This window comes from Stenotrophomonas maltophilia R551-3, from assembly GCF_000020665.1.
GTDB classification, from domain to species: Bacteria; Pseudomonadota; Gammaproteobacteria; order Xanthomonadales; family Xanthomonadaceae; genus Stenotrophomonas; species Stenotrophomonas maltophilia_L.
Genome location: NC_011071.1, coordinates 2,532,648 through 2,546,934, shown reverse-complemented (window position 1 = coordinate 2,546,934; position 14,287 = coordinate 2,532,648). Strand labels below are relative to the sequence as shown.

15 protein-coding genes are annotated in these 14,287 nt (G+C 66.5%); 1 reads left to right on the top strand and 14 read right to left on the bottom strand.

From position 1 onward, the window contains the following. Window positions 1-13 precede the first annotated feature (13 nt). The 6 genes from SMAL_RS11540 to SMAL_RS11515 all read right to left on the bottom strand — a co-directional run bounded on the left by SMAL_RS11540 (window position 14) and on the right by SMAL_RS11515 (window position 7,817). Entirely contained in the window at window positions 14-2,332 is a 2,319-nt protein-coding gene (locus tag SMAL_RS11540) for a TonB-dependent receptor (RefSeq protein ID WP_012511301.1), read from the bottom strand. A 198-nt stretch (window positions 2,333-2,530) separates the two neighbouring features. Beyond that, complete coding sequence (locus SMAL_RS11535; RefSeq protein WP_012510657.1) at window positions 2,531-3,496, bottom strand: IS110-like element ISStma4 family transposase; 966 nt, start codon at window positions 3,494-3,496, stop codon at window positions 2,531-2,533. A 390-nt stretch (window positions 3,497-3,886) separates the two neighbouring features. Further along, window positions 3,887-4,330: a DUF2894 domain-containing protein gene (locus SMAL_RS11530; RefSeq protein ID WP_232273978.1), complete on the bottom strand. Its 444-nt coding sequence runs from the start codon at window positions 4,328-4,330 to the stop codon at window positions 3,887-3,889. Continuing rightward, a complete protein-coding gene (locus SMAL_RS11525) occupies window positions 4,254-4,892 on the bottom strand; it encodes an OmpA family protein (protein WP_012511299.1) in 639 nt (212 codons plus the stop codon). The genes SMAL_RS11530 and SMAL_RS11525 overlap by 77 nt, the downstream gene beginning before the upstream one ends. Next, entirely contained in the window at window positions 4,889-7,153 is a 2,265-nt protein-coding gene (locus SMAL_RS11520) for a DUF802 domain-containing protein (protein ID WP_012511298.1), read from the bottom strand. Before SMAL_RS11520 ends, SMAL_RS11525 begins: the two co-directional genes overlap by 4 nt. 10 nt (window positions 7,154-7,163) lie before the next feature. Then, window positions 7,164-7,817, bottom strand: a complete 654-nt coding sequence (locus tag SMAL_RS11515) for a DUF3348 family protein (RefSeq protein ID WP_012511297.1) — start codon at window positions 7,815-7,817, stop codon at window positions 7,164-7,166. Between the two features lie 145 nt (window positions 7,818-7,962). On the opposite strand from SMAL_RS11515, the gene SMAL_RS11510 reads away from it, so the two are divergent. Next, entirely contained in the window at window positions 7,963-8,883 is a 921-nt protein-coding gene (locus SMAL_RS11510; protein WP_006371858.1) for a M14 family metallopeptidase, read from the top strand. 49 nt (window positions 8,884-8,932) lie between these two features. Here SMAL_RS11510 and SMAL_RS11505 read toward each other — a convergent pair whose 3' ends face one another. The 8 genes from SMAL_RS11505 to SMAL_RS11475 all read right to left on the bottom strand — a co-directional run bounded on the left by SMAL_RS11505 (window position 8,933) and on the right by SMAL_RS11475 (window position 14,287). After that, window positions 8,933-9,325 carry a diacylglycerol kinase gene (locus tag SMAL_RS11505; RefSeq protein ID WP_012511296.1) on the bottom strand — a complete coding sequence of 131 codons (393 nt, stop codon included), beginning with the start codon at window positions 9,323-9,325 and terminating at the stop codon, window positions 8,933-8,935. An 82-nt stretch (window positions 9,326-9,407) separates the two neighbouring features. Beyond that, window positions 9,408-10,034, bottom strand: coding sequence for a hypothetical protein (locus SMAL_RS11500; RefSeq protein ID WP_012511295.1), 627 nt, complete (start codon window positions 10,032-10,034; stop codon window positions 9,408-9,410). A gap of 49 nt (window positions 10,035-10,083) precedes the next feature. Further along, window positions 10,084-10,614: a hypothetical protein gene (locus SMAL_RS11495; protein ID WP_041864535.1), complete on the bottom strand. Its 531-nt coding sequence runs from the start codon at window positions 10,612-10,614 to the stop codon at window positions 10,084-10,086. An 81-nt stretch (window positions 10,615-10,695) separates the two neighbouring features. Next, on the bottom strand, window positions 10,696-10,839 hold the full coding sequence (locus SMAL_RS21225) for a hypothetical protein (RefSeq protein WP_012511293.1): 144 nt from the start codon (window positions 10,837-10,839) through the stop codon (window positions 10,696-10,698). Beyond that, window positions 10,836-11,207: a hypothetical protein gene (locus tag SMAL_RS21220; RefSeq protein ID WP_232273977.1), complete on the bottom strand. Its 372-nt coding sequence runs from the start codon at window positions 11,205-11,207 to the stop codon at window positions 10,836-10,838. The genes SMAL_RS21225 and SMAL_RS21220 overlap by 4 nt, the downstream gene beginning before the upstream one ends. 280 nt (window positions 11,208-11,487) lie before the next feature. After that, window positions 11,488-11,835 carry an RcnB family protein gene (locus SMAL_RS11485; protein ID WP_012511291.1) on the bottom strand — a complete coding sequence of 116 codons (348 nt, stop codon included), beginning with the start codon at window positions 11,833-11,835 and terminating at the stop codon, window positions 11,488-11,490. 134 nt (window positions 11,836-11,969) lie between these two features. Continuing rightward, window positions 11,970-13,406, bottom strand: a complete 1,437-nt coding sequence (locus SMAL_RS11480; RefSeq protein ID WP_012511290.1) for an efflux transporter outer membrane subunit — start codon at window positions 13,404-13,406, stop codon at window positions 11,970-11,972. Beyond that, window positions 13,403-14,287, bottom strand: coding sequence for an HlyD family secretion protein (locus SMAL_RS11475; protein ID WP_012511289.1), 885 nt, complete (start codon window positions 14,285-14,287; stop codon window positions 13,403-13,405). Before SMAL_RS11475 ends, SMAL_RS11480 begins: the two co-directional genes overlap by 4 nt.

Genomic DNA, 14,287 nt, shown 5'->3' with positions numbered 1-14,287 from the left:
TCCGGGTGGTCGATCAGAAGCGAAGGTCGATCGTACCGAACACCTGGCGCGGTGCCGAGGCATGGAATACATACAGCTTGCCGGCCGGGTCGCTGGGTGCGAACACGCTCGAATCCAGGTTGCTGGCGTAGCGCTTGTTGGTCAGGTTGGTCACGTTGAACGACAGGCGCATGCCCTTGGCGAAGCCGACCTGCCCGAAGTCATAGCCACCGGCCAGATCGAATACGGTGAAGCCACCGAAGCCCTGGTCGTTGGTGTAGGTGTAGAAGCGCTCGCCGGTGTACTTGCCACGCAGGCTGGCGAACCAGCCGTTGTCACGCCAGGTGATCTCGGTGGCCAGCAGCTGCTTGGGTGTATCGGTCTGGATCTTGCCCTTGATCTGCTGCTCGACACCGGCCTGCACGTAGTTGGAGGCGTAGGTCGAACGGTTCAGCGAGGCCGAGGTGTACCAGCTGAAGTGCTCGTTCGGGATCCACAGCACGGTCAGCTCGGCGCCGCGGCTGTCGACGCCGCCTACGTTGTAGAAGCGGTTGCCGCAGGTCGGACCGACCGGCTGGCGCGAGTCGCAGGGGTTGTACTGCAGCAGGCGGTTGTCGAAGCGCACACTGTAGGCCGCGATCGAGGCCTGCAGGGTATCGGTGACGAAACGGTAACCGGCTTCGAGCGAGCGCGATTCCTCCGGCTTCAGATTGCCCTGCGCGTTCCAGGTGGCCTGGCTGACTGCCTGCGGGCCCAGCTTGAAGCCACCCTGGAACATGGCGATGTTCTCGGCGTAGCTGGCGAAGATCTCGTGGTGCTCGGCCAGGCGGAAGTTGGCGCCGATGCTGGGCAGGAAGTTCTTGCTGGCCTTCAGCGAGCCGGTGGCGAACTGGTTGTTCGAGGTCGGCGAGATCGGCGTCTTCGCGTCACCCGGTAGTGCTTGTGCATCGGAGGTGGCGTGCGGGCTCTTGGCGCCGAACTCCAGGGTCAGGCGATCATCGAGCAGGCGCCAGGTGTCCTTCAGGAAGAACTGGTGGGTCTTCCAGCGGGTGCGCTGGGCGAACACGCCGACGTCGGAGGGCAGGGTGTTCATGCCACTCAGGTCGCGCGGCCCATCCACGGCGGTCTGGTAGCGCTCGGCGCTGCTGGTGTTGCGCTCGTACCAGACGCCGCCTTCGATGCGGTGTGCGCCCAGCTCCCAGTCAAACGACAGCGTGCCGCCGTCACGGTCGATGGTGTAGATGGTGTTGCGGAAGATGATCGGAATTTCCTGTGCGGTGCCCTTGTTCGACCACGCGCCGCTGTTCCAGTTGTGGCCTTCGCCGCGGTCGTCGTGGTGGTAGGCCAGGGCGCGCAGGCTGAAGCCATCGGCCAGGAAGAAGTCGCCGGCCAGGTAGTAGAGGTTGTCATCGCGCAGGATCTGGCCGGCGGTGAAGGCACCATCGGCATCCTTGTCCGGACCGCTGCTGTCGCACTTCTTCGCGTTGAGGCTGGCGGTATTGCAGTAGGCCTTGGCCACGGCCTTGTTCCAGTCCGGCGCGTAGCCGCCCCAGTCCCAACCGAGGCCACGCGACATCTCGTCCTTGGACAGGTAGAAGTAGTCCGCCTGGGTGGTGCGCGAGGTATCGACAAAACCGGTGATCTGGCCGCGGCCAAAGTTCCACACGCCCTTGGCGTTGAACTGCTTGGTGGGGGATTTGTTGTAGGCGGTCTGGTCGTTCCACAGATCGGAGACGGCATTCATGCCGGAAACGTAGCCGGAGAAGCCGTTGTACTCGCCGCTGTCCACGCGCACGAAGGTGCGGCGGTTGGCATCGCTGCCGAAGGTCTGCACCACGCGGCCACCCAACTCTTGGGCTGGGCGGTCAGAGGTATACGAGATGGTGCCGCCGAGGTTGCTGGTGGACGGCGTGCCGAGGCTGCCGATGCCCACCGCCAGTTCCGCGCCGGCCATGTTCTCGCTGATCAGCGCACGGTTGATGGTCAGGCCGTTGTAGTTGTTGTACGCGCCATCGCCCAGCGGCACGCCGTCGAGCGTGTAACCGAGACGGGTGGAGTTGAAGCCGCGCAGGCTGAGGGTCATCGACTGCTCGTTGGTGCCCAGCGCATCGGCCGACTGCGCGTTGACGCCCGGCAGTAGATTGAGCGTCTTCTGCAGGCTGGTGCCCGGCGGCAGGATGTCGAGGTTCTCGCGGGTGATGCGCTGCACCTGGCGCGCTTCACCGCTGCCGATCACCGAAACCGCATCGAGATCGGTGGCGGACGTGCCAGTGGAGGTCGGGGCAGCATCCTGCGCCCAGGCCGCGGGAGCGAGCGCCAGGGACAGCGCAGCGGCCAACAAAGTCTTCGTCATGTTACGGACACTCAGGCAGGCACGAGCCACCGCACGGGCGCGGAGCTCATGGAGTTCAAAAGGGGAGACAACCGATGCGACCGGTGGCGCTGCAGGCGCCGTGGATCAACGTGAAAATGGTGCGCTAGACAGATGACTGTCTGGTGACATGTTCATCAGTTGTGAGGCGCAGGCATGTAGATACCGTGTCGCCCTCGCCTAGGCAAGGGCGACGTCAGGCTCAAAGGGTCGGCCACTTCTCAGTACGCCCCAAATCAGATGGATGAGCTTGCGCATCACTGCACACATGACGACCTTGAAGGGCTTGCCTTTCGCGCTGAGCCGGTCTGCAAAGGACTTCAGTGTGGGGTTGTGGGTCTTCCCGGTCAGCGCCGGCATGTACAGCTTTTTGCGGAAATTGGCGTCGCCGACGCGTGATATCCGGCATTTGCCTTCGTAGTTTCCTGATTGACGCTGGGCCGGATTCAGGCCCGCGTGGGCAACCACCTGGCGCACGTCGCTGTATTTGCTTAGATCCCCCAGCATGGCCAACAGCTGGGCACTGCTGGTGTTGCCTACACCGGGGATGCTGGTAAGCAGTTGATGACGCCGGCGCAGGTCCGGATCGTTATCGATATGGTCCTCAATCGCCTTCTGGACCTGCTTGATCTGCTCTTCCAACGTCCGGATCACATCCTTGATCCCTTGCTGGACCGAGATATCGGCAACGTCCAGGCGGTTGTGCTCCATCTGCAGCATTTCCTGGAGGTCATCTCGACGCCGTACCAAGGCGCGCAGCTTCACCTCCGAGGGCGTCGGTGGAACGTAGGGATACAGCTTTTCCGAGCGTTGTGCCTCAAAAAACCGGGCAATCAGCTTGGCGTCGCTGCGGTCAGTCTTGGTCCGCATCCCCTCCGCCTGCCCAAACGCCTTTACTCGGGCGGGATTGGCCACATGAACCACTACCCCCGCTTCCACCAGTGCTTGAGCCAAGGCCTCGTGATAGATGCCTGTAGCCTCCATACCTACCGCCGCGTTCGGCGCATGTTTGGCGCGCCAGGCCAGAAGCTCATCAAAACCCTTTGGCGTATTGGGGAGTTTGGCCTTGGTTCGATACTTGCCGTGAGATAGAGGCAGGGCGATGTCAAAAGTCGCCTTGGCTGCGTCGATGCCGATAAATTGCATGATTTCGCTCCAGCTTGAACTTACGATCGTGATCGGAAGCCGCCAGACTTGCCCTTGTGAGTACAGGCTCTCACCCGATGGCGGGCCTAAGATACCGTTCAAGTTCCATGGCGGTGTCAGGCCGCCGACGCGCTGAATCTACTTTGCAAGCTCGAAGGCTTAAGAGCCGAGGCAGCGTCATCGGAGCCTCCCGGGTCACCGGGGGATTGTGCCTGATCAGGGCACGATCCAAGACACAAGAGCCGAGCCCATGCTCGGCTGCTTGTTCCCGGAGCCGAGCATGGGCTCGGCTCTACAAACGCTTCAGGATCACGGTAGATGCCAACCTTGGTTGGCATGCGCAGCATCATGGTGAAGGAGCGCCAACCGAGGTTGGCAGCTACAAAATGCTTACCCAGCGTTGCGCGGCTTGCGCGTGCGTTTCGGCTTCGGCGTATCACCGCCGCTGGCGGCACCATCCTGCAGCGCCTGCAGCCAGGACAAAGTATCCACGTAGTCAATGAAGTGGCGCAGATAACCGGGGCTGGTGGCCTGCATGGTGTCCAGCATGCGCTGCACCAGCACCGCCGAATTCAGCGGACCGCCATCGGCCGGGGCCTCGGTGCGCAGCGAACGGCGCACCTGCAGTTCGCTGCGCAGTTCCGACCACTCGCGCTGCACCTGCTGCAGCATCGGCACCTGCGGGTAATGCGGCAGCGAGCGCGACCCCGCATCGAGGTCGCGCACCAGTGCGCGCAGGCCATCCAGTGCGGGCGGCTTACTTGGCATCCGCGGCTTTGGGCTTGGGGATCGGTGCGATCTCCACGCGGCGGTTGCGCGCGCGGCCGGCTTCATCGGCATTGGAGCTGACCGGCTGCTCGCTGCCAAACGCGGCGGCAAACACCGCATCGGCTGGGACGCCATCGGCGATCAGGGTGCGGGTCACGGTCAGCGATCGCTGCGCCGACAGCTCCCAGTTGTCGGCAAAGCGGCGGTTGCCTTCGCGCACCGGCGCGTCATCGGTGAAGCCGCTGACCATCAGGATCTCTTCGCGCGTGCCCAGGTAAGCGGCCAGCGGTGCGGCCAGGCTGCGCAGCAGCTCCTGGCCTTCCGGCTGCAGCTGGTCGGAGTTCAGCGCGAACAGCACGCTGCCGCTGATACCGATGCGGCCATCCACCAGCGTCACGCGACCGGCGGCCAGCGGGCCCGCCAGCGCCTGTTCCAGCGTCTGCAGTCGCTTGGCTTCGGCCTGGCGCTGCTTCACTTCCTGGTCCAGCCGCTGCGACAGTTCCAGCTGCACGGCAACCACGCCGACCAGGATCAGCACGAACGCACCCAGCAGTACCGACATCAGGTCGCCGAAGGCGGCCCAGATCGGGGCGTGCGAGCCGCCATCGACCTCCAGCTCGTCGCTCATGCGCTACCGGCCTTGCCGCGGCGCGTGGCCAGCTGCTGCAGTTCTTCCATCACCTGCTTCTGCGACAGCAGGCTGAGGTCGACCACCTCGCGCGCCTGCGCCACGTAGTAGGCCAGCTGCTCGTCGCTGCGCGCCAGCGAGGCATCCAGCGCACCGCCGATCTGTTCCAGGCGGCCGGACAGCTCGGTGGAGGCATTGCCGAACTGCGCGACCGCGTCGCCGAAGGTGCCGGCCAACTGGCCCACTTCACCGGCGCTGCCATTGAGCGCCGCGGCAATGCCATCCAGCTTGCCGGTCTCGGCGGCGATATGGTCGGTGAAGCGGTTGCCGACGCGTTCCAGCAGCTCGGCCGAACCGCCGACCAGCGCGTCCACCGCCGTGCGCTGTTCGTGCGAGGCGTGGTTGATTGCATCCAGCAGGGTCTGCACGGTGGCCAGCAGGCGACCGCGTTCTTCCAGCATCGCGTTGTCACGCACAAGACTCTCGGACAGCGTGCTGCGCAGCTCGTTGATGACGTCGGCAGCAGCCTTGGGCGCGGCGGCGGCGGTCTGCAGCAGGGTAGACACTTCGGCCAGCGTGGCGCTGGCCTGTGCGCGACCGTTCTCGCCAATCTGCTGTGCGGTCTCGGCCAGCGTGTCGCAGACCTGCTGCTGCTGCGCGGCCAGGCGTTCGCCGTTGGCCTGCAGGCGCTCGGCCAGGTCGGTGGAAACATGCTGCAAGGCATCGCTCCAGCGCTGCAGGCGCTGTTCGTCGCCGGCTTGCAGCTGGGCCTGCAGCGCGGCGTGGGCCTGCTGCAGTTCGGCACTGACCGCATCCCAGCGCGCCTGGCGCTGCTGCTCGCGGCTGTCCAGGCTGGCCTGCAGTTCGGCGTGCGCGGTCGCGGCGGCGGCCTGTGCGGACTGCCACTGCTGCGAACGCTGCAGTTCGTGATCCTGCAGCAGCGCCTGGCTGGTGCTGTGGTGCTGTTCCAGTGCCTGCAGCAGCGCCTGCGCACGCGCGTCCAGATGCTCGCTGGCGGCCAGCAACGCCTGCTGCTGGCGTTCGACCAGCGCGCTGTTCAGTGCCTGCTGCTGCTCGGCGGCGGCGCGCCAGGCCTCGGCATTGCCGCTGGCATCGGCCTGCAGGCGCTCGCCGATGCGCGCGACCAGTGCTTCGGCATGCGTGCCCTGGCCATCGCTGAAGGCCTGCAGGTGCTGGCGAAGATCGCTCACCAGCGTCTGTTGTGCCTGGGTCTGCTCGCTCACCACCTTGGCCCAGCTGGCTTCGGTGGCGACGCGGCTGCGCTCGAATCCTTCGCTCAGGCCAGACAACTGCTGCTGCACCGCCTGTTCGACACGGGCATGCAGCGCCTCACCATGGTGGGCCAGTCCGGCCAGCGTGGTCTCGGCCATCGGCTGCAGCGCGCCAACGATGGCGGCGGCGCTGGCCTCGGCACCTTCGCGCAGCGATTGCTGCAGCGAGACGGCCAGGCGTTCCTGCAGCGCCTGGCTTTGGGTCAGGAACTCGGCCTGGCCGGCCAGCAGGCGCTCATTGGCGGCCGCACTGTGCTGTTCGAAGGTGCTGGTCATCGCCTGCAGGCGGTCGACCAGCGCCGGCAGCGCGGCGGACTGTGCCTGCAGCAGGCGCAGCGATTCGGCGCGCTGCCAGGCTTGCGAATACGGATGCAGGTCGCCGGCAATGGCGCGGTCCAGCTGCTGCACGGCCTGCAGACGGTCGCGACGCAGTAGTGCTGCCAGCAGGCCGAGCATGGCCGAGCTGGCCACACCGGCGATCGAAGTGCCGAAGGCCACCGCCAGACCCTGCACCGGCGAGGCAAGCGAGCCGCGGATGGCGGCCATGTCGGTCGCGCTCTGCAGGGCCAGGCCGGTGCCACGCAGCGTGTCCATCATGCCCAGCAGGGTGCCGAGCATGCCCAGCAGCACCAGCAGGCCAACCAGGTACGGGGTCAGCACCGGCGCGGGCAGGGCGGTGCGCTCGCCTTCCACGCGCAGGCGCACGGCGTTGCGCAGGCCCACCGGCACGCGCTCCAGCCAGGGGGCCAAGCCCTCTTTGGCACTGGACAGGTCGCTCAGCGCGCTGCGCAGGCCGTTGCTGGCCTGGCGATAGCGGTACAGCTCCACGCCACCGGCGATGTAGCAGGCCGCGATGATCGCCGCCACCGCTGCACCCAGCGGATGCACCGAAACGTAGCCAATGCCGATCCAGCACACGGCCAGCAGGCCGACAAGGAAAACAACGACATGGAAAGCAGTTCTGGACATGGTGTTCCGGTCAGTGGGAGCGCAGGGCGTCTTGCAGCCCTTCGATCGGGTGGAAGCGCAGCTGCAACTCGGCAAGCAGCAGGGTGCGCATGTCATGGCGGAAGGCCGCGCGCCAGCCGGGCTGGCCGTGCACGCGTTCAAAACGGGCGCCGAGCATCGCCGGCGCAGTGGCCAGCAGGCTGTGCTCGCGCGGGGTGAGGGTCTGTTCCATCACCGCATCGACCTCGGCCAGCCGTGCCAGCTCGGGTGAAGCCTGCACCAGCTGATCGCGCAGGCGACCCCGCAGGCGCCCGGTGGCGGTCTGGATGGCCTGCTGCAGTACCCGGTAGCGCTGGCGCAGCGAGGCGAAGTTGGGTGCGGCGGTGGCTTCGGCCAGGTCCAGCAGGCGCTCGGCCTCGGCATCCTCACTGATCGAGGCCAGCAGGCTGGCATGGGCCTGGGCGCAGTCGTCCAGTACATCCCCGGCCGCTTCGGTGGCCTCACCGGGCTCGGGCAGGCGTCCGCCGAGCGCCCCGGACAGGGCCACGGCACGGCTCCAGTCCACCCACTGGCCGAGGCGATCGGTCAGGGCGGGACTGCTGGCCGGCATCGCGCCGTCGCTGAGACGGGCGAGCAGGCGGAGGAATTCCGGTCCACCCAGGACCGGCTGCGCTGCTTTCGCCATCAAGGGGTGAGGGGCCAAAAACCGTTGATTTTACAACCAGATGACCCGGCCTGGATGAAGGCGGGGCCGGGGGAGGGGACCCGCAGGCGCGACAAGGCTTAGAATGACCGGCTGCACCCATCCCGTTCGACCCTTGGAGTACCCAATGACTGTTGCGCAGTTCTACCCGATCGGCACCCCCGGACAGCCCTGGGGCGACGCGGAACGCGCACAGTGGCGGGCGCGCCAGCAGCGTCAGCGCAGCTACCACGACGATGTAGTGGCCGCGCTTGAACGTCTGGACGACAGCTTCGATGTGATCCAGTACGGTCAGCTGGACTATGCACCGGACCATTACCCGCTGTTCGCCGTGGTCAACCACGACTGGAACCCGGCGCTGCCGACCGCGCTGATCACCGGCGGCGTACATGGTTACGAGACCAGCGGCGTGCATGGTGCCCTGCAGTTCCTGGAACAGCAGGCCGAGCGTTACCTGGGCCGGTTGAACCTCATCGTGGCGCCGTGCGTCAGCCCGTGGGGCTACGAGCGCATCCAGCGCTGGAACCCGGATGCCATCGACCCGAACCGCAGCTTCCGTGACGGCGGCCAGATCGAGGAAGCCGCCGCGCTGATGCGCTGGGTGGCCGAGCGCAAGCCGAACCTGCTGGTGCACCTGGACCTGCACGAGACCACCGACAGCGACCTGCACGAGTTCGATCCGGCCCGCTGCGCCCGCGACGGCAAGCCGTTCGAGCGCGACACCATTCCGGATGGCTTCTACGTGATCGGCAACAGCGAAGATCCGCAGGCCGAGTTCCAGAAGGCGTTGATCACCGCCGTGGCCCCGGTCACCCATATCGCCCCGGCCGACGCCGAAGGCAACCTGGTCGGTCTGCCGCTGCAGTCGCCGGGCGTGGTCTGGGGCGAATCGCGCTCGATCGGCGCCTGCGCCGGCTTCACCGACGCGCGCTTTGCCACCACCACCGAGGTTTACCCGGACAGCCCGCGCACCAACCCGCAGGAATGCAATGACGCCCAGGTGGCGGCGGTATGCGCGGGCCTGGATTTCGCCTTGGCCACGCAGTAATACCTCCGCCCAGGGGCGCGCCGGGTCATGCCCGGCGGCTCGGCGTGAGCTAGCCCAGCAGGATCACGCCCCACACCGTGCCGACCATCAGCAGTGCGGTGGTCTGTGCGGCGCTGCCCATGTCCTTGGCGTTCTTGGACAGTGGGTGGTGGTCAAGCGAGATGCGGTCGACCACCGCTTCGATGGCCGAGTTGAGCAGTTCCACCAGCAGGCTGATGAAGCAGACCGCCAGCACCACGGCGCGTTCGACCCGGCTGATGTCCAGCAGGAACGCGGTGGCGATCAGCAGTGCATGCAGCAGCAACAGCTGCCGGAAGGCGGCTTCGCCACGGAAGGTGGCGATGAAGCCATCGCGCGAATGGATCAGCGTATGGAAGATGCGGCGAATCCCGGTCTTGCCGTGCGGGTACTTGCCGCTATCCCTGGGGTGAGGTGGCTGCATGCCGGTCCTGCCATGAATTGACCTCACGACAGGATGTGCAGGCGGGCGTCGGGAAAGCGTCGGACGCCCGTTGGATTTTCCTTCAGCCGGCTTGGCGCTGCGCCTGGATGGCCTGGTCGAGGGTGTCCAGCTCATCAGTCGGCGAGGCCAGCCATGCCGGGTACGCCTCGGTCTCGACGAAGTCGGAAGAACGCAGCACGTCATCGAACGCCGGATTGTCCTTCTCCGCATGGCGCAGCAGGCCGGACATCAGCCCGCAGATGCGGACCGCGGCCTGGAAGGCGCCTTGCAACGAACCGGCCGGCTCGGTAACCGTGTTGAGGAAGGCCGCATAGGCCGGGCCATCGAACACGAAATCCTCGCGGCTTTTGAACGCTTCGCCACTGAGGTTCGTCTCTCCCGAGTTGTGGCGGGAGAAGCCCCACGACCAGATATCGAGGAAACGCAGGTCATCCAGCGTCCGGCGCGCATCGCCATTCAGTGGAACGGCACCGGACAGGGCGTGTTCCAGCGTGACTGCCGCGAAGGGCTCGGTGCCCTCGTGGGCCAGGAAATCGCTCAGGCAGCGAAGCGCACCGGGATGATGCGGGTCCAGTTGCAGCGCCCGGTAGATCACGCGTGCGCCTTCCACGTGACGGCCCTGGGCGATGAAGATGTTGAGCGCGTGGTGGGCGAGCTGGTCGGCGTTGAGGTCTGCAATCCGTGTCATCGGGTCTGGCTGGCGTGGGTGTACGGTGGGCACCAGTCTGACAGATCACTTATTCGGCCGGGCTGCGTGAATCGCGGATCGAATAGATCACCGAGAAGATCTTCCAGCCCCGCTCGGTGCGGACCAGCTGCCACATTTCCTTGCCCCAGTTGGTCTTCACGCCATCGTCGTGGAAGCTGTAGTCAAACGACACCGAGGCCACGTCGCCATCGGTCTCGATCTTCGTGTTGGAGAACTTCTCTTCCGTCGGTTTCGGCGAGGCAACGACGCCGTCGATCAGCGCAATGAAGTTGTTGGAAGGAATCCGCCGCGCCTTGATCGCATCGGGCTTGGCCTTGCGGATGTCCTGCAGGCGCACATCTTCGGAAACGTACTGCCAGCCGATGTCTTCGGGTTTGTCGGAGAAGAACAGGCCCATGTAGGTCGGCTTGTCCTTGTTGATCAGCGAGATGCGGAATGATTCGATCACCTGTTCGATGGCCTTGACGTCGGCGGGTGCGTTCTGTGCGGCGTAGGCCGGCAGGCATGCCGGGAGCAAGAGGGCGAGGGCGGCGAAGCGTACACGTGCGTTGGGCATCATGGGGTCCTGAGGATGGGAGGCGGCGCTGGCGCATCACCGTCCGTAGGCGGGTGGATACATCGTCCTTGCGTGCAGTCCAACCTACCCGGTGAGCGCGTCGAACAGGCGATTGCGGTCCGCATCGCTCATCGACCAGTTCTGTCCGAGCGGGGCCATGCGAACGGATTCGGTCCGGCCGCAGGCCCGGTACTGCCAGGTTTCCGAACCGTCGGGCTGGGCTGTCACGTCGATGTCCTCCAGGCGGGCGCACTGCAACCGGGCCAGCGCCATCGGCGCAAAGTGCAGCTGTAGTGCTGCACCCGGTCGGCCGGCATTGCCGTGGCGGCAGGCAGCGGATGGGCCGGGCCGTACTCGGCGAGCAGGCCAACGCAGGTCGCTGCCGCGGACAGGGGGTTGCGACCGAAGGCCCGGGAGGCATCCTGCTCCACACCCTTTTCCAGAGCCTTGCCTTCCTGGCTGCTGGCATAGGCCTCGGCGGCCTGCAGTTGGGCAGCGTCGAGTGTCGACAGCCAGTGCTTGCGGCCCTCCTGCAGCTGCAGTTCCAGGCCGGGCAGGGTCTTTTGGCAGCGCGCTGCGATGGCCTGTGTCTGCACGAAGTCCTGCCCACGATCGCCCGGCGTTGCGGCCGCTGTTGCCGCCGCTGGGGCAACAGCGAGGGCGCCAGGCAGGCGATCACCAGTTTCGGTCCCATTCCATTGCGCATCCTGCACCTCATGGAGAGTTTGACGGCGCACTGCGGCCCGGCATGAATGCCGGGCCGTCACGCAAGCACATTGGGCGCAGTGGGCACAGGCGCCGCCAACCGGGGTGACCCCGGTCGTAAGTTGTCCGCACCGAAGTCAATCGCTCCGTGTGGGGACGCTGCAGGTCGCTTCAGCGATGCAGCGCATCGATGATCAGCCCGGTGGCAATCTCCACCAACAAGTACTCGTTGTCCGACTGCCGCACCCAGCGCCGGTCGCGGCCCGGCTCGCGCAGGTCATAGCGCGCGTAATCGTCTACCCAGTAGCGGCGGTCCACTTCGGCCCACGACAGGCGCTCGCCACGTCGCCAGGCCTTCTTCTGCCAGCCCGGCGGCGGCGCATCACGGTTATGCGGGCCGCCCGCATGCGGGGGCGGGCCGTTGCCGCGGGCGTGGTGCGGCGGATCGGCGAACGCGGGGGCCGCGGTCAACGCGGTGGCTGCGCTCAATGCGATGGCAAGCAAACGTGTGGTCTTCATGGAGACGCCTCCGTCATGGCCGCAGCATGCGGCGCTGTGGCGGGAATATAGGGCAATCCATGTGAATGAATACGGGTGTAGGCGGTACTTTTCTGAACAGACGGCGCGGCCTGCAGTCGCTGCCAGGCAACGGGTCACTGGACCCCGCCCGAGGCTGAATCCGTTGTGGCCCAGCCACCACCCAAGGACAGGAAAAGATCCATCTGGCGGTCAATGCGCTGCGCGCGCGAGGTGGCCAACGCGGACTCCGCATCTGCCAGCGCGGCCTGGGCCGAAAGCACATCGAGAAAATCGATCCTGCCGAATCGGTAGAGCTGCTGTGCCTGCCCGGCGGCCCGCGCTGCGTCCATCCGCGCCTGCGCCAGGCTGTGCTCGCGTTCGAGCTCCTGTGTGCAGGCAGAAAGTGCGGTCTCGGTCTGGCGCAATGCCTGCAGCACAATGCTGTCAAAGGACGCGAGAGCTGTATCTGCATTGGCACCGGCCGCAGCGATGCGGGCCTTCGCCACGCGGCGGTTGGGCCAGTGCCATGACAGCACGGGGCCGGTGCTCGCCCCGAAGCCGTCAGCCGACAGCAGATGCGCCGGTGTGCCGGCCACGCCCGAAGAGGCGCCCAGGGTGATCTGCGGATAGAGACCCGCCGTCTCGGCGCCGATCATTGCAGTTGCGGCGGCCAGGCTGCGTTCGGCTGCGCGTATGTCAGGGCGCCGCTGGAGCAGCTGCCAGCCGTCACCGACCGGCAGCGCCTGCTCCAGCTCAGGGGGCTGCGGGCACGCTTCGGCCTCCCTGGGATAGTCTGCCGGGAGCCTGCCCATCAATGCGGCCAGTTCGAACAGTGTGGCCTGGCGTTCGGCCAGCAGGTGCGGTATCCCCGCTGCGCTGCGGTTGGCGGCGGCACCGGCACGGCTGACATCGAAGTCCGTTCCGCGCCCACCTGCAGCCAGGCGCCGGGTTGCCTCCAGCGTGGCGCGCTGTATCGCCAGCACTTGCCGGGTTGCGGTGAGCGTGTGATTGCTGGTGCACACCCGGAGGTAGGCACGGGTGACGGCAGCAGCGACGACCACGCGGACCTGGTCCCGTGCCGCAGCGACAGCCTCCGCGTCTGCGTTGGCGGCCTCGATGCCGCGGCGGATGCCGCCTGCGAGATCCAGCGGATAGGAGAGGTGGAGGCCCAGCGCATAGGATTGCGGTGCGGCCGACGCCTGGGTGTAACCACCGGCATGGGTGAGCGTGCCCGACGCATCCACTTCGGCCTGCACGGAGCCGCGCGCGCGGTACTCCAGCACGGTTGCGCTGGCGCGCCGAAGGTTGGCATCGGCGGCGCGCAGGTCGGTATTGGCCGCCAGTGCTTCGCGCACGTGGGCGTCTAGCTGGGGGTCGCCATATAGTTGCCACCATCGATCCGGTGGCGCGTCGTGGCTGAACGATGCCTCCTGGCCCGAGACAAAGGCCCGCGCCGCCCGTGGGGAGGCTGCGACAGCGCTCGCCGGCAGGTGATAGTCGGGGCCGGACACGCAGGCCGTCATCGGCAGCAGCAGGGCAAGCAGCCCACCACGCACTGTTCGCACGCTCACTTGCAGGCTCCCCGTGCCGAGGGCGTGATGGTCACATTCGCAGTGCGACCCACGATCAGACGCGTATCCGGCGGAGCATCATCGATATGGATGCGTACCGGGATGCGCTGTGCCAACCTGACCCAGGTGTAGGTCGACGCCACGGCCGGCAGCAGGTTGTGGGTGCTTGAGCGCTGATCGTCGGCAATGCCGGCGGCGATGGTGTCCACGTGTCCGCGGACGTCGCGGTCGTCGCCCATCAGTCGGGCCACGGCGGCATCGCCCTCGGTGATGCAGGCCAGTTTGGTTTCCTCGAAGTAGCCCTCGATTCGCAGGCTGCGGGTGTCGATCAGCGCCAGCGCCTGCGCACCGGGTTGCAGGTAGTCGCCCGCGTGCAGGTCCAGGTTGGTGATGATGCCATCGGTGGTCGCGCGCACCTCGGTGCGTTGCACGTTGAGCTGGGCAACGCGCTGTTCGGCCCGTGCCTGCGCCAGCGCAGCCAGCTCGGTATCGACCTTGGCGGCATTGCGTTCGCGTGTTTCCGAGGCGACCAGGTTGCCAAGTGCGTTGTCCCGCGTCGATTCGCGGCGGGCCAGCGCCAGCGTCGCGCGTGCACTGCTGACCGCTGCGTCGGCCTTCTCAAGCGCGGCAGCGAAGCGCGGTTGATCCAGTACCAGCAGCAGCTGTCCGGCGCTCACCCGCTGGTTGTCGTGCACCAGCACCTGGGTCACCAGCCCCCCCATGTCCGATGCAACGCGCACCACATCGGCGCGCACCCGCCCATCCCGCGTCCACGGGCGCATTTCGTAACGATTCCAGATGGAGAGCGCGGCAATGGCGGCAAGCGCACACACGCCCAGCGTTGCGCTCCAGCGCCCGATGACAGCAAGCAGGTGTTTCAT

Excerpts from the sequence above, each read along its gene's own strand:
- SMAL_RS11505 (WP_012511296.1), bottom strand. The coding sequence starts at position 9,325 with ATGCAGCCACCTCACCCCAGGGATAGCGGCAAGTACCCGCACGGCAAG.
- SMAL_RS11515 (WP_012511297.1), bottom strand. The coding sequence starts at position 7,817 with ATGGCGAAAGCAGCGCAGCCGGTCCTGGGTGGACCGGAATTCCTCCGC.
- SMAL_RS11530 (WP_232273978.1), bottom strand. The coding sequence starts at position 4,330 with ATGAAGCCGGCCGCGCGCGCAACCGCCGCGTGGAGATCGCACCGATCC.
- SMAL_RS11495 (WP_041864535.1), bottom strand. The coding sequence starts at position 10,614 with ATGATGCCCAACGCACGTGTACGCTTCGCCGCCCTCGCCCTCTTGCTC.
- SMAL_RS11535 (WP_012510657.1), bottom strand. The coding sequence starts at position 3,496 with ATGCAATTTATCGGCATCGACGCAGCCAAGGCGACTTTTGACATCGCC.
- SMAL_RS11485 (WP_012511291.1), bottom strand. The coding sequence starts at position 11,835 with ATGAAGACCACACGTTTGCTTGCCATCGCATTGAGCGCAGCCACCGCG.
- SMAL_RS11510 (WP_006371858.1), top strand. The coding sequence starts at position 7,963 with ATGACTGTTGCGCAGTTCTACCCGATCGGCACCCCCGGACAGCCCTGG.
- SMAL_RS11475 (WP_012511289.1), bottom strand. The coding sequence starts at position 14,287 with ATGAAACACCTGCTTGCTGTCATCGGGCGCTGGAGCGCAACGCTGGGC.
- SMAL_RS11540 (WP_012511301.1), bottom strand. The coding sequence starts at position 2,332 with ATGACGAAGACTTTGTTGGCCGCTGCGCTGTCCCTGGCGCTCGCTCCC.
- SMAL_RS11520 (WP_012511298.1), bottom strand. The coding sequence starts at position 7,153 with ATGTCCAGAACTGCTTTCCATGTCGTTGTTTTCCTTGTCGGCCTGCTG.
- SMAL_RS11500 (WP_012511295.1), bottom strand. The coding sequence starts at position 10,034 with ATGACACGGATTGCAGACCTCAACGCCGACCAGCTCGCCCACCACGCG.
- SMAL_RS11525 (WP_012511299.1), bottom strand. The coding sequence starts at position 4,892 with ATGAGCGACGAGCTGGAGGTCGATGGCGGCTCGCACGCCCCGATCTGG.